The sequence below is a fragment of the Mycobacterium sp. ZZG genome (assembly GCF_054786995.1).
The window spans coordinates 1-20042 of sequence record NZ_JBTBFV010000076.1; the positions used below are offsets into that span (position 1 = coordinate 1).

Annotated in this window: 19 protein-coding genes and 2 pseudogenes; 7 read left to right on the top strand and 14 right to left on the bottom strand. The window is 69.1% G+C overall.

Annotated elements, in window-relative coordinates; genetic code table 11:
- The 3 genes and pseudogenes from ACXMYJ_RS26005 to ACXMYJ_RS26015 form a co-directional block, all read left to right on the top strand.
- A pseudogene (locus tag ACXMYJ_RS26005) lies at window positions 1-209 on the top strand (2-keto-myo-inositol dehydratase); the annotation flags it as partial.
- Between the two features lie 11 nt (window positions 210-220).
- Window positions 221-1252, top strand: a complete 1032-nt coding sequence (locus tag ACXMYJ_RS26010; RefSeq protein WP_260756490.1) for a Gfo/Idh/MocA family protein — start codon at window positions 221-223, stop codon at window positions 1250-1252.
- Window positions 1253-1255: 3 nt separating this feature from the next.
- Window positions 1256-2128: a sugar phosphate isomerase/epimerase family protein gene (locus ACXMYJ_RS26015; RefSeq protein ID WP_460359255.1), complete on the top strand. Its 873-nt coding sequence runs from the start codon at window positions 1256-1258 to the stop codon at window positions 2126-2128.
- 83 nt (window positions 2129-2211) lie between these two features.
- Here the strand turns inward: ACXMYJ_RS26015 and ACXMYJ_RS26020 are convergent, their stop codons facing one another.
- Window positions 2212-3087: a LysR substrate-binding domain-containing protein gene (locus ACXMYJ_RS26020; protein WP_260756493.1), complete on the bottom strand. Its 876-nt coding sequence runs from the start codon at window positions 3085-3087 to the stop codon at window positions 2212-2214.
- Between the two features lie 101 nt (window positions 3088-3188).
- Here ACXMYJ_RS26020 and ACXMYJ_RS26025 point away from each other — a divergent pair, with 101 nt between their 5' ends.
- The gene (locus tag ACXMYJ_RS26025) at window positions 3189-4382 is read left to right on the top strand and encodes an MFS transporter (RefSeq protein WP_460359256.1); all 1194 of its coding nucleotides are present in this window, start codon (window positions 3189-3191) and stop codon (window positions 4380-4382) included.
- A gap of 55 nt (window positions 4383-4437) precedes the next feature.
- Window positions 4438-5025: a TetR/AcrR family transcriptional regulator gene (locus ACXMYJ_RS26030; protein ID WP_260756496.1), complete on the top strand. Its 588-nt coding sequence runs from the start codon at window positions 4438-4440 to the stop codon at window positions 5023-5025.
- Between the two features lie 82 nt (window positions 5026-5107).
- Here ACXMYJ_RS26030 and ACXMYJ_RS26035 read toward each other — a convergent pair whose 3' ends face one another.
- The 6 genes from ACXMYJ_RS26035 to ACXMYJ_RS26060 form a co-directional block, all read right to left on the bottom strand.
- Window positions 5108-6517, bottom strand: coding sequence for an NCS2 family permease (locus ACXMYJ_RS26035; protein WP_260756498.1), 1410 nt, complete (start codon window positions 6515-6517; stop codon window positions 5108-5110).
- 9 nt (window positions 6518-6526) lie between these two features.
- Window positions 6527-6766 carry a hypothetical protein gene (locus tag ACXMYJ_RS26040; RefSeq protein ID WP_260756499.1) on the bottom strand — a complete coding sequence of 80 codons (240 nt, stop codon included), beginning with the start codon at window positions 6764-6766 and terminating at the stop codon, window positions 6527-6529.
- 11 nt (window positions 6767-6777) lie between these two features.
- Window positions 6778-7950, bottom strand: a complete 1173-nt coding sequence (locus ACXMYJ_RS26045; protein WP_460359257.1) for an acyl-CoA dehydrogenase family protein — start codon at window positions 7948-7950, stop codon at window positions 6778-6780.
- A complete protein-coding gene (locus ACXMYJ_RS26050; protein WP_460359258.1) occupies window positions 7943-9127 on the bottom strand; it encodes an acyl-CoA dehydrogenase family protein in 1185 nt (394 codons plus the stop codon). The genes ACXMYJ_RS26045 and ACXMYJ_RS26050 overlap by 8 nt, the downstream gene beginning before the upstream one ends.
- Window positions 9128-9298: 171 nt before the next feature.
- Complete coding sequence (locus ACXMYJ_RS26055) at window positions 9299-9706, bottom strand: STAS domain-containing protein (protein WP_460359259.1); 408 nt, start codon at window positions 9704-9706, stop codon at window positions 9299-9301.
- A gap of 149 nt (window positions 9707-9855) precedes the next feature.
- Window positions 9856-11094, bottom strand: a complete 1239-nt coding sequence (locus ACXMYJ_RS26060; RefSeq protein WP_460359260.1) for a DNA polymerase domain-containing protein — start codon at window positions 11092-11094, stop codon at window positions 9856-9858.
- Between the two features lie 55 nt (window positions 11095-11149).
- On the opposite strand from ACXMYJ_RS26060, the gene fadD2 reads away from it, so the two are divergent.
- Window positions 11150-12841: a long-chain-fatty-acid--CoA ligase FadD2 gene (fadD2, locus tag ACXMYJ_RS26065; protein WP_460359261.1), complete on the top strand. Its 1692-nt coding sequence runs from the start codon at window positions 11150-11152 to the stop codon at window positions 12839-12841.
- Window positions 12842-12914: 73 nt separating this feature from the next.
- Window positions 12915-13694 (top strand): SDR family NAD(P)-dependent oxidoreductase, encoded by a 780-nt coding sequence (locus ACXMYJ_RS26070; RefSeq protein WP_460359262.1) that lies wholly within the window; start codon window positions 12915-12917, stop codon window positions 13692-13694.
- Between the two features lie 11 nt (window positions 13695-13705).
- Here the strand turns inward: ACXMYJ_RS26070 and ACXMYJ_RS26075 are convergent, their stop codons facing one another.
- From ACXMYJ_RS26075 to ACXMYJ_RS26105, 7 genes and pseudogenes are all read right to left on the bottom strand, one after another.
- A complete protein-coding gene (locus tag ACXMYJ_RS26075) occupies window positions 13706-14026 on the bottom strand; it encodes a hypothetical protein (RefSeq protein ID WP_260756508.1) in 321 nt (106 codons plus the stop codon).
- A 70-nt stretch (window positions 14027-14096) separates the two neighbouring features.
- Window positions 14097-14978: a sucrase ferredoxin gene (locus ACXMYJ_RS26080; RefSeq protein WP_460359263.1), complete on the bottom strand. Its 882-nt coding sequence runs from the start codon at window positions 14976-14978 to the stop codon at window positions 14097-14099.
- Window positions 14978-16183 (bottom strand): cupin domain-containing protein, encoded by a 1206-nt coding sequence (locus tag ACXMYJ_RS26085; RefSeq protein ID WP_460359264.1) that lies wholly within the window; start codon window positions 16181-16183, stop codon window positions 14978-14980. The genes ACXMYJ_RS26080 and ACXMYJ_RS26085 overlap by 1 nt, the downstream gene beginning before the upstream one ends.
- A 9-nt stretch (window positions 16184-16192) precedes the next feature.
- On the bottom strand, window positions 16193-16375 hold the full coding sequence (locus ACXMYJ_RS26090) for a hypothetical protein (protein WP_260756511.1): 183 nt from the start codon (window positions 16373-16375) through the stop codon (window positions 16193-16195).
- A 98-nt stretch (window positions 16376-16473) separates the two neighbouring features.
- Window positions 16474-18660, bottom strand: coding sequence for an acyl-CoA dehydrogenase (locus ACXMYJ_RS26095; protein WP_460359265.1), 2187 nt, complete (start codon window positions 18658-18660; stop codon window positions 16474-16476).
- Between the two features lie 58 nt (window positions 18661-18718).
- The gene (locus ACXMYJ_RS26100; protein WP_460359266.1) at window positions 18719-19666 is read right to left on the bottom strand and encodes a 2-hydroxyacid dehydrogenase; all 948 of its coding nucleotides are present in this window, start codon (window positions 19664-19666) and stop codon (window positions 18719-18721) included.
- A pseudogene (locus ACXMYJ_RS26105) lies at window positions 19663-19917 on the bottom strand (alpha/beta hydrolase); the annotation flags it as partial. The pseudogene ACXMYJ_RS26105 and the gene ACXMYJ_RS26100, both read right to left, overlap by 4 nt.
- Window positions 19918-20042: the final 125 nt, after the last annotated feature.

A 20042-nucleotide genomic window follows, 5' to 3' on the forward strand; every position in this document is an offset into this window, starting at 1 on the left:
CGGTCAAGCTCGGCGCGATGACCGAACCGCCGCTGGGGATCCCGGACATGCCACCGCTTCTCGCCGAGGTCGAGAAACTCGGCATCGACGTGTTCGCGATCGTCGAGCAGGACATGTATCCCTGCCCCGCCGACGCCCCGCTGCCCATCGCCAAGCGCACCCGCAACTACCTCGGGTCGTGCGGCATCCCGTCCGTCACATTCAAGTAAGGGTCACGAGCATGTCCGAAATCCGCATAGCAGTACTAGGTGTGGGCCTGATGGGCGCAGATCACGTCGCGCGCCTGGCCTCCCGTATCTCCGGCGCCCGCGTCGCCGTCGTCAACGACTACGTCACCGAGAAGGCCGAGCAGCTGGCCGCGAGCATTCCCGGCTGCCGGGCGATCGCCGACCCGCTGGACGCGATCGCGGATCCGGACGTCGACGCCGTGCTGTTGGCGACGCCGGGCCCGACGCACGAAAAGCAGCTGCTGGCCTGCCTGGAGCACCGCAAGCCGGTGCTGTGCGAGAAGCCGCTGACCACCGACGTCGAGACCTCGCTCGAGGTGGTCCGGCGGGAGGCCGAGCTGGGGGTGCGGCTGATCCAGGTCGGCTTCATGCGCCGCTTCGACGACGAGTACGCGCAGCTCAAGGCGCTGATCGACGGTGGCGAGCTCGGCGAGCCCCTGGTGATGCACTGCGTGCACCGCAACCCGGCGGTGCCGGACCACTTCGACTCGGCGATGACGGTTCGCGATTCACTGGTCCACGAGGTCGACGTGACGCGCTTCCTGTTCGACGAGGAGATCACCTCGATCCAGATCATTAAACCGACCCCGAATTCGTTGGCGCGGCAGGGCTTGTTCGATCCTCAGATCGCGATCATGCGGACCGCGAGCGGCAGGCACGTGGACGTCGAACTCTTCGTCACCACGGGCGTGGCCTACGAGGTGCGCACCGAGGTCGTCGCCGAAAAGGGCAGCGCGACGATCGGTCTGGACGTCGGGTTGGTGCTCAAGAGTGCGCCGGGCACCTGGGGCGGCACCATCACGCCCAGCTTCAAGGAGCGGTTCGGCCGCGCCTATGACACCGAGATCCAACGGTGGGTCGACGCGGTTCACAGAGGGGGCGAAACCGGTGACTTTACCGATGGGCCGACGGCCTGGGACGGCTACGCCGCCACGGCGGTGTGCGAAGCGGGCGTGCAGGCCCTGCAGTCCGGACAACCCGTCGCGGTCAGCATGGCCGACCGCGCCTCGATTCCGGGAGCCTGACGCATGAAGATCGCACTCGATCCGACGCCCTTCCACCACGACTACTCGCTGTTGGAGTTCCCCAAGCTCGTCGCGGACCTGGGCTACGAGTATCTGCAGCTGACGCCGCACCGGGACTTCATCCCGTTCTACAACCACCCGCGCGCCGACGACGACCTGGTGGCGAGCTTCCGCAAGGCGTGCGCGGATGCCGGGGTGGGCATCGCGTCGGTGCTGCCGGTGCTGCGCTGGTCCGGCCCGGACGAGGACGCCCGCGAAGCCGCGGTGCGCAACTGGAAACGGGTCGTACAGATCACCGTCGACCTCGGCGTCAACGTGATCAACACCGAGTTCTCCGGCCGCCCGGAGAAGGCCGAGGAGTCCGAGCGGGCGTTCTTCCGGTCGATGGAGGAGCTGCTCCCGATCTTCGAGCGCGAAGGCATCGACGTGCGGATCGACCCGCACCCCGATGACTTCGTCGAGGACGGACTGGAGGCGCTGCGCATCATCCGCGGGGTGAACTCCCCGAACATCGGGTTCGTTTTCGTCGCCTGCCACGCTTTCCACATGGGGGGCAACATGGCCGAGATCATGGCCGCGGCGGGGGACAAGCTGCGCCTGGTGCACGTCGCGGACTCGATGGACCATCACCGGTCGCACGGACTGCGCTACATCACCAATCCGCCGGGCAATCCGGTGCGGGTGCACCAGCACCTCAAGATCGGTGACGGCGACGTCGACTGGGATGAGTTCTTCGGCGGCTTAGGCAAACTCGGCTTCTACCACCGCGACGACACCGTGATGGTCTCCAGCGTGTTCGGTGAAGACGAGCAGGCCCGCGACGTGTCCCGCTACCAGCTGGCGACCATGACCGACTACGTCGACAAGTACCGCTGACCAACGACCCGCCGAAATCGCATTCCACGCGGCCGAAACGCGAAAAACGCCGCGTGGAATGCGATTTCGGCGCATGAGGGACGTCAGCGGGCGGCGGCGGTCAGCGCGTCGACGAACTGGTCGACCAGCAGATCGGCGTCGGTCCGGTACAGCGCGCTCATCGCGATCCGCAACGGCGAGCGAACCCGCACCACGGTGATGCCCGGCTGGGTCTGGGCCGAGCTCTCCGGGACCAGGGCCACCCCCAGACCAGCAGCCACCATGGCCAGCTGACTGCTGATCGACTGGGCGAAGTGTTCTGCGGTGGGGGAGAACCCGGCGCCACGACAGCACGCCGCGACCTGGTCGTGGTAGTCCGGCGTCACCGACCGGGGGATCCACACCCAGGGCAGTTCGGCTGCCTTGGCGAGGTCTGCCCGCAGCCCGGGCGGCAGTGTCCAGTCGGCCGGCGCCGCGAGCGCGAACGGTTCTCTGGTCAACGTGATGTGGTGCAGCCACGGCCGCGCCGGGCCATGCCGGACGACCGCGATGTCGATCTCCCTGCGCTGCAGCAGCTCTGAGCCCAGGTGGGTGTCGACCTCGCGGACCCGCACCTTGACGTTCGGGTGGGACCGGGCATGGGTCGCCAGCGCGGTCGGCAGAACGCGAGTGAAAGAGGTTGTCACAGCGCCGATCCGGAGTTCGCCCAGCTGCCCCTCGGCGGCCAGACGGGCGGCGGATCCGGCGTCCTGCGCGGCGGCCACGATCCGGCGGCACCGGTCCAGGAAGACCGTTCCCGCCGGGGTCAGCACGACGTGGCGCGTGGTCCGGTTCAGCAACAGCACCCCGAGTCGCTTCTCGAGGGCCTTCACCGCCGCCGACAGCGGCGGCTGGGACATCTGCAGGCGCTCCGCGGCCCTGCCGAAGTTCAGCTCCTCGGCCACCGCGATGAAATACCGGGCCTCGCGCACTTCGATCATTGATATGGCGTCCCTATAACTGCAACATGAAATCAGACCTTCACACGATAAATGATGCGGAGTGCAATGGTCGGGTGCTTCCCTGGCCCGCATCGCCCGCCGTGTCCGCCGAGCGCCGGCTCGCCGTGACGCTGTGGTGTGCGGGGGTGGCCGCTTTCGCGGCGATGTACGCGCCCCAGGGCCTGCTTCCCCAGATCGCCGCGGACGTGGCGGCGGCCCCGTCGCAGGCGGCACTGCTGATCTCGGTGACGACATTGGGGCTTGCGATGTCGGTGCTGCCGTGGGCGTGGCTGGCCGATCGGTGGGACCTGCGCGCGGCGATGCGCACCGCCGCCGCCGCGGCCGCGCCGTGCGCGGTCGTCGTGCCGTTCCTGCCCACGTTCGAGACATTGCTCGTCGGCCGCTTCGTCCACGGACTGGCTCTCGGCGGCATCCCGGCACTCGCGATGACCCTCTCGCACGACATCGTCTGCGGCGACCGGGCCGCGACGTTCGCGGGCAGCTACGTCGCCGCGACGTCGATCGGGGGATTGACGGGTCGGCTGTTCGCCGTCCCCGCCGCCGGCCAATGGGGTTGGCGCTCAGGACTTCTCGTGCTCGGTGTAGGGGTCGCGGTGCTGATGCTCGCGATGATCAGGGCGATACCTGCCACCGCGGGGCGCCGTCGCGACACCGGCTCCATCCAGGTGCTGGGCACCCACCTGCGCGACCGCACCATCTGGCCGGTCGTGCTCGTCGGGATGCTGCTGTCCGGCGCGGTGATGACGGTGTTCAACTACCTGCCCTTCCGGCTGGCCGACGCCCCCTACGGGCTGGAACCGGCGGCCATCTCGCTGATCTTCCTGACCTACCTCGGCGGCACCGCCGGGTCGCGCGCCACCGGCCGACTCGGCGCCCGGTACGGCCGGTCCAGAGTGCTCGGCGTCGCCGCGGTGATGGTTGCGGCCGGGGCGGCTGTCACCGTGGCGAGCCCGTTGCCGCTGGTCGTGGCCGGGGTCGCGCTGCTGACCGCCGGGTTCTTCGTCGGGCACGCGGTCGCGTCCAGCCTGGTCGCGGCCCGGGCAGCGACGGGCCGCGCGCAGGCCACCGCGCTGTACACGATCGGCTACTACGTCGGGTCGAGCCTGTTCGGATGGTGGGGCGGAGCGGCCTGGTCCGCCCACGGTTGGCTCGCGGTCGCGGCGCTGGTGGCGGTGCTGGGGATCGCAGCGGCGGCGTGCACCACGGCTGCCGCGGGTTCGCCGGGATCGCGATTGCGGCGGCAGTGTTCCGGGGTGAGGCGCGATTGCCCGTAAGATCACCGGAGTTGACACCCGTCGTAAGCACAATGCCGCTGAGCGGCGTCATCTGTTGTGTGACGCTGCGATCGCTTTGCTGGCCGAAGAAGGCCCACGCGGGCTGAGCCACCTGAAGGTCGACCGCCGCGCCGGGGTGGCCGACGGGACGACATCGTTCTACTACCGCACCCGCGCGGCACTGCTGCACGGTGTCGCCGAACAACTGGTCCGCTACGACGCCGAGGCGTTCACCGAGTCCTTCAAGGACGCCCCCAACAGTGCCGGTGAGGTGGTGTTGACGCTGCTCGCCGAGCAGGTGCTGCGCATCCGCAGCGAGCCGCAGATGTCGCGCACGCGCGCCCGGTTGGAGCTGACCATGTTGGCGCGGGGCGACGCCGACCTCGCCGCTGGATTCCAGCAGGTCTCCGAGAGCTATCGCGGGCTGGTGGAGCGGCTGGTCATCGCGATGCAGAACGACGAGGGCGCCGCACTGGACCGCGCCCTGCTCGACGAGCAGGCCTCGGTGGTGCTCACCTACCTGGGCGGGCTGGTGTTCGCCTTCGCCAACGATTCATCCGAAAGCCTGAGCCGGGACGACATCGCACGGCAGATCCGCGCGGTGGTGCTGGGCGTGGCCGCCGAGCGCGCCGAGTCCCGCTGACCCCAACGACGCCGAAATCGCATTCCACGCGGGCGCTAGCGCGAAAGTGCCGCGTGGAATGCGATTTCGGCGAAGGCAGCCGCTAGCCGATCAGCGATTCCAGCGGTGTACGGGCGAAGTACACCGCGAAACCGGCTGCCACCACCCACAGCAGCGGGCTGACCTCACGGGCCTTGCCTGCGGCGGCGCGCATCACCACCCAGCTGATGAAGCCGACGCCGATGCCGTTGGCGATCGAGTAACTGAAGGGCATCACCGCGACGGTCAGCACGACGGGCAGCGCCACCGAGAACTCGGACAGATCGATGTGGCGCAGATGCGACACCATCATCGCCCCGACCACCACCAGGGCGGCCGCGGCCACCTCGGTCGGCACGATCGAGGCCAGCGGCGAGATGAACATCGACGCCAGGAACAGCACACCGGTGACCACGTTGGCCAGGCCGGTGCGGGCGCCCTCTTCGATGCCGGCGCCGGATTCGATGAACACCGTGTTCGACGACGACGACGTCGCACCGCCGACGACCGCCCCGGCGCCCTCGACCACCAGGGCGGCGCGCAGGCGCGGGAACGTGCCCTTGTCGTCGGACAGTCCGGCCTCGCGCGACAGACCGGTCATCGTGCCCATCGCGTCGAAGAAGTTCGCGAAGACAAGGGTGAACACCAGCATCACGGCCGCGAGGATGCCGATGCGGCTGAAGCTGTTCAGGCTGAACTCGCCGACCAGCGACAGATCCGGAAGCGAGAACGGCGATCCCGACAGCGTGGGCACCGACAGGCTCCAGCCGCCGGGCTTGTCGACCGCCGACCCGAGATGCCAGATCGCCTCCACCACGACCGCGATCACGGTGCCGGCCACCAGCCCGATCAGGATGCCGCCGCGCACCTTCCTGGCCACCAGGACCCCGGTCAGCAGCAGCGTGAACACGAAGATCAACGTCGGGATCGTGCTGATCGAGCCCTCACCGCCGCTGCCCAGCCCCACCGGCGGCGACGGCGCGCCCGTTGAGGAGATGAACCCGGCGTCGACCACCCCGATGAACAGGATGAACAACCCGATGCCCGCGGTGATCGCGAGCTTGAGCTGCATCGGCACCGCGTCGAACACCAGACGCCGCAGCCCGGTCACCGCCAGCAGCACGATGATCAGGCCGTTGATCACGACCAGGCCCATCGCCTCGGCCCACGTCAATGACCCGACCACGGTGGTGGCAAGGAACGAGTTGATGCCCAGCCCGGCGGCCAGCGCGAACGGCAGCCGCGCGATCAGCCCGAACAGGATCGTCATCACGCCGGCGGCCAGCGACGTCGTCGCCGACACCTGCGCGAAGTCCAGCCGGTTGCCGTCGACGTCCGCCGATCCCGACAGGATGATCGGGTTCAGCACGATGATGTAGGCCATCGCGATGAACGTGACGAGACCACCGCGGATCTCGGTGGCCACGTTGGACTGGCGGGCCGTGATCTCGAAGAATCGGTCCACTGCGTTCACGGGCGGATCCTAGAACCGCGGCGCGGGGGCAGGAGGCGGCGCCGCGATCGGCATGCAGAGCCCCGTCTGGGTGTCGAGGAACTTGCCCTCCACACAGAACGGCGCACAGCCGTAGATCACGCCCGTCTGTCCGGGCGGGCACTGCGCGGTCGAGGTCGCCGGGGCTGAGGAAGCGGACGCCGCGAATGGCGCCGCCACCGCGGCGGCGGCCGCCGCCGCCCCCAGATAGCGCGAAATCCTCTGTGTCACTTCGCTTCCTCTCAACTCGGCATGCCGGTGGCGACGCGCGGCGCGGACTTGTCGGGCGCGGCGTCGAGCACCAGCTCGGCGATCCTGGCCCGGTGTTGCTCGGCGCTGCCCAGCAGGGCGGCGTCGGTGTAGGCCCGCTTGTAGTACAGGTGCGCCTGGTGCTCCCAGGTGAAACCGATACCACCGTGTACCTGGATGGTGTCGGTCGCAACTTGAACCAGCGCCGCCGTGCTGCTCGCCTGCGCGATGCTGACCGCCAGCGCCGGATCGTCGGGAACCTCGGCCTCGTGCGCCAGCGACCACACCGCGTGGTACGCCGTGGAGCGGGCATGCTCGATCGCGACCAGGTCGTCGGCGAGACGGTGCTTGACCGCCTGGAACGACCCGATCGGCCTGCCGAACTGCAACCGGTTCTTCGCGTAGTCGACGGTCAGATTCAGCAGATGCTGTGCGGCGCCGACCTGTTCGACCGCCAGCAGCGCCGCACCCACGGTCAGCGCATGGTTGATCACCCGCACCGCCTCGGCCGGACCCGCGACCAGCCGGGCCGGGGCGTCGAACAGCCCGACCGTCGCCTGGCGCCGTGTCAGGTCGAGGGTGGTCAGCGGAATGCGTTGCACACCAATGTCATCGGCGTCGACGGCGTAGAGGCCAGGTCCGTCCGGCCCGATCGCGGCCACCAGCAGCAGGCCGGCGGTACCGGCGTCGACCACCCGCTCGACGGTGCCGGTGAGGGTCCAGCCCGCACCGGTGCCGACCGCATGGACGGTTACGGTTGCGGGGTCGAAGGCGGCGGCGTCGTCGGGGACGGCGAACGCCGCGGTGCGGGTGCCCTCGATCAGGTCGCCGAGCAGGTCCCCGGACTCCGAGGCGGCGACCAGCGCGGGAATGGCCAGATAGACGGTGCCGAACAAGGGGCCGCAGGCCAGCGCGGCGCCGAGCTCTTCGACCGCCACCGCCTGGTCGACCAGGGTGCCGCCCACTCCGCCCACGGACTCCGGGGCAGACAGCCCGAGCACGCCGAGCTCCGCACCCAACCGGGCCCACACCTTCGCGTCGTAGGGCGGATCGGCCATCATCGCGGCGCGGACGGCGCTCTCGCCGATGTGGTCGGCGCAGAACTTGCGCACCGCCGCGCGCAGCTGTGCCTGCTCCTCGCTGAACACATACTCCAAATCAGCCACGCGGGATCTCCTTCCACGGCATCCCCGCATCCGCGCGGAGGTCTCCCGGCAGGCCGAGCACCCGCTCGGCCAGAATGTTGCGCATCACCTCGGACGTGCCACCCTCGATGGTGTTGGCTCGGCTGCGCAGGAACCGCTGCTGGATCGGGCCGCGGTAGTCCTCGGGATCCCCGTCGTGCATGGCGTAGCCGTCGTACAGGATTCCCTCGGGGCCCAGCAGATCCATGCAGAACTCGTAGATGTGCTGGTTGAGCTCCGCCCCGACGAGCTTGCCGATCGAGGCCTCCGGTCCGGGGCCGCCGACGGTCGCCGCCGCGCGGGACCGCTCGGCCGTCAACCGCTGCGCCTCGGCGCGCAACCACAAACTCGTCAGCCGGTCCCGCAGCACCGGGGTGTGCAGGTCGGGTCGGGACGCCCACAGCGCGACCGCGTCGGAGATGGTGCCGGCACCGCGCCGGCTGCCGCTGCCGCCGAGGGCGCTGCGCTCGTTCATCAAGGTCGTCATCGCCACGCGCCACCCGTCGCCGACTGCGCCGAGGCGGTAGGTGTCGGGGATCCGGGCATCGGTCATATAGACCTCGTTGAACTCGGCGTGCCCGGTCAGCTGCCGCAGCGGCCGGGTCTGGACACCCTCGCCGTGCATGTCGATGACGAAGTACGTCAACCCCTCGTGTTTGGGCACGTCGGGATCGGTGCGGGCCAACAGCAGACCCCATTTCGCACGGTGGGCGAGGCTGGTCCACACCTTCTGACCGTTGACCACCCAGGTGTCACCGTCGCGCACCGCCGAGGTGGCCAGCCCCGCCAGATCCGAACCTGCGCCGGGCTCGGAGAACAACTGGCACCAGATCTCCTCGGTGGTGGCCAGCGGCCGCAGCAGCCGGCGACGCACATCGTCGGTCTGGGCGTGCTCGCGCACCGTGGGGGCCGCCATGCCGTAGCCCATCGGGTTGAGGCCCAGCGGCACCGGCCCGCCGGCCCCCTGCAGGATGCGGTCGGCGACGGCCTGCAGACCCCGGGACAGCCCGAGCCCGCCGAAACCTTGGGGGAAATGCACCCAGGACAGCCCGGCGTCGAAACACGCGCCGAGGAACTGCTGGACGGGAACGGTCTTGGGATCGTGGTCGGCGACCACCTGGTGGGCGATCTCGGCGACCCGGTCGGCATCAGTGCCCATAGCTGCACACTAAATCAGGGTGTGCGGCCACCGACGACCAACTCGTCGGTCGGGGGCCCGGAGATCCGGGTGCGCGTCAGGCGCTTGTCAGGGCCAGGTGCTCGACGTGGGACCTGTGACGACGCTGGAGCAGGTAGCGGAGCCACCGAACATCAAGTAACACAGTGATCCTTACGCAGTCTTGGTCAGGAGGGGAAGCAGTTGACGGCGTGCGACGGCCGCGTCGGCGAAGTGGTTCAGCGCCTCGGGGACCGAACCCGCCTCGGGGAACTCGATGCCCGCCTCGCGCAGCGTCTGCTCGACCGCGCGGCTGGCGATCATCATCCAGTCCACGCCGGCGGCGGTGCACACGTCGTCGACCGCGTAGAGCAGCGAAACGGCCTCGCGGGTAAACGAATCCACGCCACTGAGGTCGAGAACGAAGGGTTTCTCGGCGAGAATGAATCGGTCGGTGTATTCGCTGGCCCGCTCGACATTGGCCGCGTCGAGATGACCGGAGATCGTCACGACGGTGGCCAACTGGCGGCAATGGGCTCGAATACCTGCGCCATCGCAGTGAAACGTCGGATTGCCGTACATCGCAGCCTCCCTCGATCCAGTGGTGACACAGCGCGCCGGTGCGGCGCTACACAGATCAAGTTAATGAGGCAATTTAAGGCCGCTGGGTGTATCTACTAATACTTCGGTAAGACTGCGGCGGCGGCGCGCAGCAAACTCGTCGGTAACTTTCACCGCCGCAGCTGTTGTTGCGCACCGGTGTAGTGGGCCCACGGGTTGTAGTCGGCCAGCAGCTCCTCCTGCGGGGGCCGCACATCCTCTTCGACGTGCTGCAGGTTGATCCGGATCCGGTACCAGATCGAACTGGGCCCGCGCATCCCGTCGACGAGCACATCGGCAGGCTGTAACTTCTCCGCCGCCGCGGGGTACTTCTCGCGCCACTGCTGCAAAGCCGCCATCGCCTCGTCGCGGGTCTTGGTCCGGGCGATCTCGATCAGCGGCATCGCCGAGACCCGGCGCCCGTCGTCGGACTGCCTGGCGCCCTTCGGCGCCTTCTCGGCAGGCCCGAGCCGGTCGGCGAGCTCGAGCAGCGCGTCCAGCCCTCCGGCGGTGTCGTCCATCCCCTCCCACGGATCGCCGAGATCGGCGAACCGTCGCGGCACCGTGTGCACGGTGAACTCCTCGGGCCGGCAACCGGCCACCTCGTCCCAGAACAGCGGCGTGGACACCCGCGCGTCCGGGGTGGCCCGCACCGAGTACGCCGACGCGACGGTGCGGTCCTTGGCGTTCTGGTTGAAGTCGACGAAGACGCCGTGGCGTTCCTCCTTCCACCACCGCGCGGTCGCCGACTCCGGGGCCCGCCGTTCGATCTCGCGGGCCACCGCCTCGGCGGCGAGCCGGACGAGCTTGAACGGCCAGCGGCGGTGGATGCGCGCATAGATGTGGAAGCCGCGCGAACCCGACGTCTTCGGCCACGCCACCAGCCCGTGGTCCTCCAGCACCTCCCGCGCGACAAACGCGACGTCGAGGATCTGCCGCCAGCCCACGCCGGGCATCGGGTCGAGATCGACGCGCAACTCGTCGGGGTGTTCGAGGTCGTCGGCGCGCACCGGATGCGGATTCAGGTCGACGCAGCCGAGGTTCACCGCCCAGATCAAGCCGGCTGGGCTGCGCAGCACCGCCTCCTTGGCCGACGTGCCCGACGCGTACTTCAGCTCGGCGACGTCGACGAAGTCCGGCCGCTTCTCGGGCGCGCGCTTCTGGAAGACAGCCTCCTGCGTGATGCCCTTGACGAAACGTTTCAGGATCATCGGGCGGTCCCGCACCCCGCGCAGTGCCCCGTCGGCCACCGCGGCGTAGTAGTGCATCAGGTCGCCCTTGGTCAGCCCGAGATCGGGGAAGACCACCTTGTCGGGGTTGGTGATCGGCACCTGTTGCCCGGCGATCTCGAACGACTCGCGGGCGGCCATTTCTTCATCGTAGGTTCCAAACCGCGGTGCGACCGTCGTCACATAAGGTTGACGCATGTCCAAGCTCAGCGATCTCCCGTTGCAGGCCGCCGCCAAGGTCCAGCAGACCGTTGGCAAATATCTCGAACGGGGATCGGCCGAGCTGCACTACGCGCGCAAGATGTTCGAGGCTGGTGCGCTGAAGCTCGAACCGCCGCAGGACATCGCCGCGTTCGTCGCGGACATGCGGCGCTGGGGCGAGTTCGGCATGATCCCGGCGCTCAACGCGCGGCGCTACCCGACCCGCACCGCCGTCATCGACGATTTCGGCGAGATGACGTTCAAAGAACTCGACGACAGCGCCAACGCCGTGGCCAACGGCCTGCTCGCCAAAGGGGTCAAGGCCGGCGACGGGGTGGCCATCCTGGCGCGCAACCACCGGTGGTTCCTCGTCTCCGTGTACGCCGCCGGCAAGGTGGGCGCCCGCATCATCCTGCTCAACAGCGAATTCTCTGGACCTCAGGTCAAAGAGGTGTCGGAACGCGAGGGCGCCAAGCTCGTCATCTACGACGACGAGTACACCGCCGCCGTCGCCGCCGCCGATCCCGAACTGGGCAAGGTGCGCTCTCTCGGGGTGAACCCCGATAAGCAGGAGCCCTCGGGCAGCACCGACGAGACCCTCGAAGAGTTGATCGCGCGCACCAGCGCCAACCCGCCGCCGAAGGCCGGCAAGCACTCGTCGATCATCATCCTGACCAGCGGCACCACCGGAACGCCCAAGGGCGCCAACCGCAGTGCCCCGCCGTCGCTGGCCCCGATCGGCGGCGTGCTGTCGGCGGTGCCGTTCAAGTCGCAGGAGGTGACGTCGCTGCCGGCCCCGATGTTCCACGCGCTGGGCTTCCTGCACGCGACCATCGCGATGATGCTCGGCACCACGCTGGTGCTGCGCCGCCGCTTCAAGCCGGCCACCGTGCTGGCCGGCATCGAGAAGCACCGGGCCACCGCGATCGTCGTGGTGCCGGTGATGCTGTCGCGGATGCTCGACGAGCTCGACAAGACCTCCCCGAAACCGGACCTGTCGTCGCTGCGGATCGTGTTCGTCTCCGGCTCGCAACTAGGCGCCGAACTGGCCACCAGGGCGCTCAAGGAACTCGGCCCGGTCGTGTACAACCTGTACGGCTCCACCGAGGTCGCGTTCGCGACGATCGCAGGGCCGCAACACCTTTCGATCAACCCGGCGACCGTCGGTCCGGTGGTCAAGGGCATGAAGGTCCGGATCCTCGACGACAATGGCAACGACGTGCCGCGCGGCGAGGTGGGCCGGATCTTCGTCGGAAACTTCTTCCCGTTCCAGGGCTACACCGGCGGCGGTGGCAAGCAGATCATCGATGGGCTGCTGTCGTCCGGCGATGTGGGCTATTTCGACGAGCACGATCTGCTCTACGTCAGCGGCCGCGACGACGAGATGATCGTCTCCGGCGGCGAGAACGTGTTCCCGGCCGAAATCGAGGACCTCGTCAGCGGTCATCCCGAGGTGGTGGAGGCCACAGCGATCGGGGTCGAGGACAAGGAGTGGGGCCACCGGCTGCGGTGCTTCGTGGTCAAGGCCGACGGCGCGACGATCGACGAGGACGCGATCAAGGCCTACGTGCGCGACAACCTGGCCCGCTACAAGGTGCCGCGCGAGGTGGTGTTCCTCGACGAGCTGCCGCGCAATCCCACCGGCAAGATCCTCAAGCGCGAGCTGCGCGAGATGGAGATCGACTGACACCGGCCGGGCGTGTCCGGGGCCGCCGTACGCTCGCGGAATACACGGCGCCGTGCGGTCGTCGTAGTTCAGCATGAACATCGACTTGACCGGTAGGACCGCACTCGTCACCGGCTCGACGCAGGGCATCGGCTTGGCCATCGCGCACGGGCTGGCGGCCGCCGGCGCCCGCGTCGTGGTGAACGGACGCAGCCGCGACCGGGTCGACGCGGCCGTCGCCGAGATCGGCGGTGACGCCGCCGGGATCGCCGCCGACGTGGCCACCGAGGCAGGCGCACGGGATCTCCTCGCCGAACTGCCGGACGTCGACATCCTGGTCAACAACCTCGGCATCTTCGGCGCGGTCCCGGCCCGCGAGATCACCGACGAGCAGTGGCGCAGCTTTTTCGAGGTCAACGTGCTCGCCGCGGCACGGCTCATCCGGCACTACCTGCCCGGCATGGTCGACCGCGGCTGGGGCCGCGTGCTGCAGATCGCCAGCGATTCGGCCATCGTGACGCCGATCGAGATGATCCACTACGGGGTGTCCAAGACCGCGCTGCTGGCGCTGTCGCGCGGTTACGCCAAGGAAGCCGCCGGCACCGGCGTGACTGTCAACTCCGTCATCGCCGGCCCCACCCACACCGCCGGGGTGGAGGATTTCGTCTACCAGCTGGTGGACAGATCGCTGCCGTGGGAGCAGGCGCAGCGGGAGTTCATGCGGGCACACCGGCCGCAGTCATTGATCCAGCGGCTGATCGAGCCGGAGGAGATCGCCAACATGGTCACCTATCTGGCATCCCCGCTGGCGTCGGCGACCACGGGTGGGGCACTGCGTGTCGACGGTGGCTATGTCGACGCGATCCTGCCCTGACCCGCGACCGTCTACTCGGTGAACGCCGCGGAGCCCGGGACGGCCAGCGTCACCAGCATCAGCAGCAGCAGGAACCAGCCGGCGCCCTGCCACGCGGTCCAGCCGACGCCGCTCTTCCACTGCCGGTAGGTGCGTAGCAGCGCCCCGACACCGCCCGCGAACAGGAATATCGGCACCAGGGACGCACTGAAAACGGAACTGCGGTCGCCGAAGGCGTAGACGGCGAACGCGATCGCCGCCAGCACGACGACCACGAACGTGTAGGTCACCGCGGCCCGGTATTCCCCGGGGTGGTTGAACCGCTTCTCGGCGAAATCACGATCACTGGTCATGACGGTGGTGTTCCCCGGTTCTGCGGGGCTATGCGTGCGCCGCGCGTCCGATCGCCTCAGCCGATAAGGGTCAGGTGCTGATCTTGCGCAGCCGGAACGTGCGGACCGGGCCAGCGGTGGTCGCGCGGCACTGGGAGAACAGCGGCTCGGACATCACCACGTCCAGCAGCACCTCGACCGTGCCGGTCTCCGCGGCCAGCACCACCCGGATCGTGTCGTCGGTGCTCTCCACGCTCAGTGGATGCAGGGCGTCGATGCGGTCCTCGCCGAGGGCTTCCCGGGCGAAATGCTGTGCGGCTTGCACGGCGGCGGGCAGCGAGGTCCGACCCCGCAGGAACCGGTCGTCGAGCCTGCCGTCAAGATACAGGCGGACCAGCTCGGCGCCGTCGGTGCTGTCGACCCGGCCGTAGCACAGCCCCTCCGGCAGGATGAGCATCGTCGCGGCGAACCGGTCGCCGCCCAGATGTGAGCACTCCCAGGTGTTCTCGGGATAGGCGGCGGCGATCGTGGCGGCCGCGGCCCGGCCGCGGACCGCACAGCACTGGTCGTGCCTGCCGTGCGCGCACACCGCCACCAGCGGGCCTTGGGTCTCGGTGCCGTCGGCGCCCTCGAGATCCAGATCGAGATAATCCGCCGGGCCGTCGACCTCGCCGTGGAACAGCGCCTCACGGCCGACATCGGATCGGGCCACGAACCACCGCCACCTCGGAGCCTGCCGGCGTCGGCCGTGCCGCCGGATCGCCGCGATGCGCATGCCCGCGGCTTCGGCGCGGCGCACGATGGCCCGCCCCAGGCCGGCGTCGATGACCGCCGGTGACTGCAGGAAGGCCGACGGACCCCAGCCTCCTTCCAGTTCCAGCAGCAGCCAGACCGATCCCGCCGAGGCCGTCCCGTACATGGGTTCGTCGCGCGCGAGCGATTCGTCGCTGCACGCCGGTCGCTGTGCGGACATCACGTCGGAACCACGACACCTTCGCGAAGCAGGCGCCGGAGCAGGACGGCGCCGTCCGCGGCGTCCAGGCCGGGAAGGTCACCGGCGTGGGTGACCCCGCCGGTGAGGATCTCCTCCAGCGCGGCCGCGCACTGCGCGGGAAACGTGATGGTCTTGTCCGTCAGCTGCATCGACACGCGGCCGTCGACGCCGCGGTGAATCGTCGCGAGCAGGCCGCGGCGCCGGCGCACCCGGACCGTGTCGGCCTGGTCGGCGGCCCGCAGCATCGCGAGCGGGCGGACGGCCTCGGGCCGGGTGCGGGTGTCGTGCCGGGCGATCAACCGCTCGGCCGCCGCGGTGCTCAGCGTGGCGCCGTTGTCTCGGAGCCGGCCGACCACCTCTGCGATCACCTTGGCCGCGGTCGCGCTCATCTCGTTCGGGTCGGCCGGGTCGATGCCGATCGGCAGCGAGGCCCGGAACTCGTCGAAGCGGCCCAGTTCGTCGACGACGGCACGTGCGACGTCCAGAGCCGTCGTCGCCGACACCCCGATCGTGAGGTGGATCGACGCGGTGTCCATCGCCTGCGCGGCGTGCACCCAGCCGCGCGGCAGGTACAACGAGTCTCCTTGGCAGAGCACGATGTCCAGTACCGGATCGCCGGTGACACGTTCGGCGATCCGGTCCCGATGGTCGGTCCACGGCTGGGTCGGCAGCGGGTGACGGTGCACCGGTTCGTGGACGATCCAGCGCTTGCGGCCTGACACCTGCAGGACGAACACGTCGTGCACGTCGTAGTGGAAGTCGAAGCCGCGGTTGTCGGGCGGGGTGATGTAGGCATTGGCCTGGACGGGATGCCCGATGTCGGCCACGGCCTGCGCGACGAAATCGATCAGCGGCGGCCACAACCGGTGCAGGCCCTGCAGCACGACCGTCGCGCCCGACCCCAGCTGGGACAGCACCTTCGCCGCGTCGACCTGATCGGCGATCTCCGCGCCGAAGCCGGCGGGGCCGAGGTAGGAGTCCTTGTCCAGGACCTGTCCCTCTTTGGCGAGCCGGATGAACGGCGCGCGTACCCCGCGCTCTGCGATGAGCTCGTCCACGGTGTCCGGGCAGAGCAGGTCGCAGAAGTCGCGGGGCAGCGCGTGAGCCGGGCTCAGCAGCGGCTTGCGCCCCCAGTACTCGGCGGCGAACACCTCGGCGTCGACGCCGATGCAACGGCTGAGCACGGCCGGTTCTCAGGCGGTGCCGTCGGCGCCGCCGTCGTGCCCTTCGGGGTTGCTGCCGCCGTCGGCGGGACCTTCACCGCCGGCGGTGCCGTCGGCGCCGCCGTCGTGGCCCTCGGGGTTGCTGCCGCCGTCGGCGGTGCCTTCTCCGCCGCCTCCCGGCGTGGTGGTCATGTCATCGTCGTCGAGTGCCATGAGCGTCTCTCTTCCGCTGTGATCTCGAAGGATTCTGCTTGCGCGGACTGCGCGCGATGGGATTGCCCGGCGGAAGTTCACCCGAAACGCGAACTGGGCTACGGATCCCTGGGCAGTCCCAGCAGGCGCTCGGCGATGATGTTGAGCTGCACCTCGGAGGTGCCGCCGTAGATCGTGGTCGCCCGGCTGGCCAGCAGGTACTCGGCCCAGCGGCCGGTGAGCTGCTCGGGATCACCGATGACGGCGTCCGTGCCGAACGAGGACACCGCGAACTCGGCGTAGCCCTGACCGGTTTTCATCGACAGCAGCTTCGAGATCGCCGCGGCCGGCATCGGATCGCCGCCTGCCAGCGTCAACAGTGTCGACCGCATGTTCAGGATCTTGGCGGCATGGCCCTCGGCGATCAGCACACCGGCGTGGTTCTGCGCGATCTGGTCGAACTGGCCCTCGCCGACGAATTCGACGAACTTGTCCAGGCTGGGCAGGAACGGCGGCTCGCTGCTGCCGATCGACACCCGCTCGTTGGTCAGCGTGTTGCGGCTGACCTCCCAGCCGCGGTTCACCTCGCCGAGCACCATCTCATCGGGGACGAACACGTCGTCGATGAACACCGTGTTGAACATCGCGTTGCCGGTGAGCTCGCGCAGCGGCTTGACCTCCACGCCCTCGCTGTTCATGTCGAGCAGGAAGTAGGTGATGCCGTTGTGCTTCGGCGCGTTGGGATCCGTCCGGGCCAGCAGCGCGCCCCACTGGGAGTACTGCGCGCCGGTGGTCCAGATCTTCTGGCCGGTGATGCGCCAGCCGCCGTCGACCCTGGTGGCCTTGGTGGTCAGGCTGGCCAGGTCGGATCCGGCGCCGGGCTCGGAGAACAACTGGCACCAGATCATCTCGCCGCGGAACGTCGGCGGCAGGAACCGCTGCTGCTGCTCGTCGGTGCCGAACGCGACGATCGACGGGATGATCCACGCCGCGATCCCCATCTGCGGTCGCTTGACCCGGCCCGTCGAGAACTCCTGGGCGATGATGATCTGCTCGATCGGGGTGGCCGCGCGCCCCCACGGCACCGGCAGGTGCGGCTGCACCCAGCCGCCCTCGGCGATGGCGGCATTGCGCTCCTCGCGCGGAATCTCCTTCAGCGCAGCCACTTCCGAACGGATCTCGTCACGCAGCTTCTCGGTCTCGGGGTCGAGGTCGATGTTCAGCGGCCGCATCCCGCTGGTGGTGGCCAGGTCGACGACCCGCTGCGGGTAGTCCGACGCGCGGCCGAACGCCGCGGCCAGCACCAGCGCGCGCCGGTAGTACACGTTGGTGTCGTGCTCCCAGGTGAAGCCGATGCCGCCGTGCACCTGGATGCAGTCCTGGGCGCAGTGCTGCGCGGCGACCGGAGCCAACGTCGCGGCCACCGCAGCGGCGAATTCATAAGCGCTGTCCGGGTTTTCGTGCATTTCGTCGATCGCGCGGGCGGCGTCCCAGACTGCGGCGGTGGCCCGCTCTGTCTCGGCGATCATGTTCGCGCACTTGTGCTTGATGGCCTGGAACTGTCCGATCGGGCGGCCGAACTGCTCGCGGATCTTCGCATACCCCGAGGCGGTGTCGGTGGCCCAGCGCGCGACACCGATCGCCTCGGCCGACAGCAGCGTCGTGATCAGCGCACGGGCGTGCCCGCGGCTCAGGTTGGCCAGCACCCTGTCGTCGCCGACCTCCACGGCGTTGGCCCGCACGTGGGCCACCGGCCGCAGCGGGTCGACGCTGCGCACCGGCTCGATCTCCAGCGTGGCGGCGTCGAGCACCACCCACTCCTCGCCGGATTCGATCGCGACGGGCAGCACCAGCAATGACGCCTGCGCCGCGGCGGGCACCGCGCGCACCTCGCCGCGGATCACCAGCCCGTCACCGTGCCGCGTCGCGGTCAGGCCCGAGTCGATCGCGTAGGCGGCGATCACCTCCCCGGAGGCGAGGCCGCCCAGCACCGCGGCGTCCGGGTCGTTCGCGGCGATCAGCGCGCTAGCGATCACCGACGGGACGAACGGTCCCGGTACGGCGCCGTAGCCGAATTCCGCGGCGACGATGGCCAATTCGAGGATCCCGAAGCCCTGCCCGCCGACCGATTCGGCCAGGTGCACGCCGTGCAGACCCTGCTCGGCGGCGGACTTCCAATAGGGCGGCGGATGGGGGACGGGGTTCTCGAGGGCTTCGTGCAACACCTCGGACGGGGCCACCCGTGCGACGAAGGCGCGCACCGAATCGGCCAGGTCGTTGTGCTCTTCAAGGATCGCGATGGGCATTGCTGCTGCACCTCTTCACGTCGTCGTGACTGGTCCCAACCGGTTGGTTGGGTCGAGATTACCTGGGCACCTGGTTCACCACGTTGGCGAGGTCGCGGCCGTCACGCAATCGTTGGCAGTTGTCCACGGCGAAGTCCAGGTAGCGGCGCATGGTGTCCACGGTGTACCAGGTCACATGCGGGGTCAGCACCACATTGGGCAGGCTCAGCAGCGGGTTGTCGGCCGGCAGCGGCTCCACGCTGAACACGTCCAGACCGGCGGCGGCCAGCTTCCCGGCACGCAGCGCGTCGACCAGCGCCCCCTCGTCGACGATCGGCCCGCGGGAGGTGTTGACCAGCACCGCGTCATTCTTCATCCGGGCCAGTGCGTCGCGGCCGAGCAGGCCGGCAGTGTCGGGGGTGAGCGGCAGATGCAACGACACGATGTCGCTGTGGGCCAACAGGTCCGGCAGCGCGCACCAGCCGGGGCTGCCGTCGTCGCGGGTGCTGGTGTGGAGGACTTCGGCGCCCATCGCCACCAGGATCTGCTCGACCTGTCTGGCGATGTTGCCGTACCCGACGAGCCCGACGGTGCAGCCGCCGATGTCGCGCACCGTCTCGCCGAGCGTCGGATCCGACGGCCAGCCGCGGCCGTCGCGGGTGGCGCGGTCGAGTTCGGGCAGTCTGCGCAGCGCGGCCAACATCAGCAGCAGGGTGCCCTCGGCGACCGACGGCGCGTTCGCGCCGGGCATGTTCGCCACCGCCACGCCACGCGCGGTGGCGGTGTCCACGTCGATGGTGTTGACTCCTGCGCCGAGCTTGTGTATCAGCCGCAGCCGCGGCGCCCCGGTCAGGTCATCGCCCGACAGCGGCCGCAGCACGTGCCAGAGCACATCGGCCTCGGGCAGCTCCCGGTAGAAGGTGGCGTCGTCGTCCTCGGCGCAGAACCGGACATCGAGCCAATCAGTGTGCGGGGCAAGAAATCGCGCGACCTTATCTCCGGGAACGAAGTGGGCGAGCACTCTCACCAGCGGCGTGCGATCCACTTGGCGATGGTATCGGCCTTCTCCGACCGCGCGCCCGGGGTCGTGAAGTAGTGATCGGTGTCGATCGAGCACATCGTCTTGTCGGCGCCGCCGAGCGCGTCGTGGATGCGCTGGGCGTCGGACGGATAGACGCCGGTGTCCTGTTCGGCGTTGATCACCAACGCCGGAGCGGTGATCCGGGCCAGGTGCGGTTCGGCCCGGGTCTGCGCGTGGCGCAGGCTCCACATGCTTAGCCTCGATCCACCGATGAATCGCCTGTTCGGAGGGTGTTGATGTAAGGAAAGTGCCCTTTGAGCTGGGATGATTGGAGTTACCACACTTCGATCAGCCCACGTTCAGAAAGGCACTTCCGGTGCAA

Coding starts and splice junctions, on each gene's coding strand:
- ACXMYJ_RS26015 (WP_460359255.1), top strand. CDS start 1,256: ATGAAGATCGCACTCGATCCGACGCCCTTCCACCACGACTACTCGCTG.
- ACXMYJ_RS26090 (WP_260756511.1), bottom strand. CDS start 16,375: ATGGCACTCGACGACGATGACATGACCACCACGCCGGGAGGCGGCGGA.
- ACXMYJ_RS26080 (WP_460359263.1), bottom strand. CDS start 14,978: ATGTCCGCACAGCGACCGGCGTGCAGCGACGAATCGCTCGCGCGCGAC.
- ACXMYJ_RS26050 (WP_460359258.1), bottom strand. CDS start 9,127: ATGGGCACTGATGCCGACCGGGTCGCCGAGATCGCCCACCAGGTGGTC.
- ACXMYJ_RS26095 (WP_460359265.1), bottom strand. CDS start 18,660: ATGCCCATCGCGATCCTTGAAGAGCACAACGACCTGGCCGATTCGGTG.
- ACXMYJ_RS26060 (WP_460359260.1), bottom strand. CDS start 11,094: ATGGCCGCCCGCGAGTCGTTCGAGATCGCCGGGCAACAGGTGCCGATC.
- fadD2 (WP_460359261.1), top strand. CDS start 11,150: ATGTCCAAGCTCAGCGATCTCCCGTTGCAGGCCGCCGCCAAGGTCCAG.
- ACXMYJ_RS26055 (WP_460359259.1), bottom strand. CDS start 9,706: ATGTACGGCAATCCGACGTTTCACTGCGATGGCGCAGGTATTCGAGCC.
- ACXMYJ_RS26075 (WP_260756508.1), bottom strand. CDS start 14,026: ATGACCAGTGATCGTGATTTCGCCGAGAAGCGGTTCAACCACCCCGGG.
- ACXMYJ_RS26020 (WP_260756493.1), bottom strand. CDS start 3,087: ATGATCGAAGTGCGCGAGGCCCGGTATTTCATCGCGGTGGCCGAGGAG.
- ACXMYJ_RS26010 (WP_260756490.1), top strand. CDS start 221: ATGTCCGAAATCCGCATAGCAGTACTAGGTGTGGGCCTGATGGGCGCA.
- ACXMYJ_RS26070 (WP_460359262.1), top strand. CDS start 12,915: ATGAACATCGACTTGACCGGTAGGACCGCACTCGTCACCGGCTCGACG.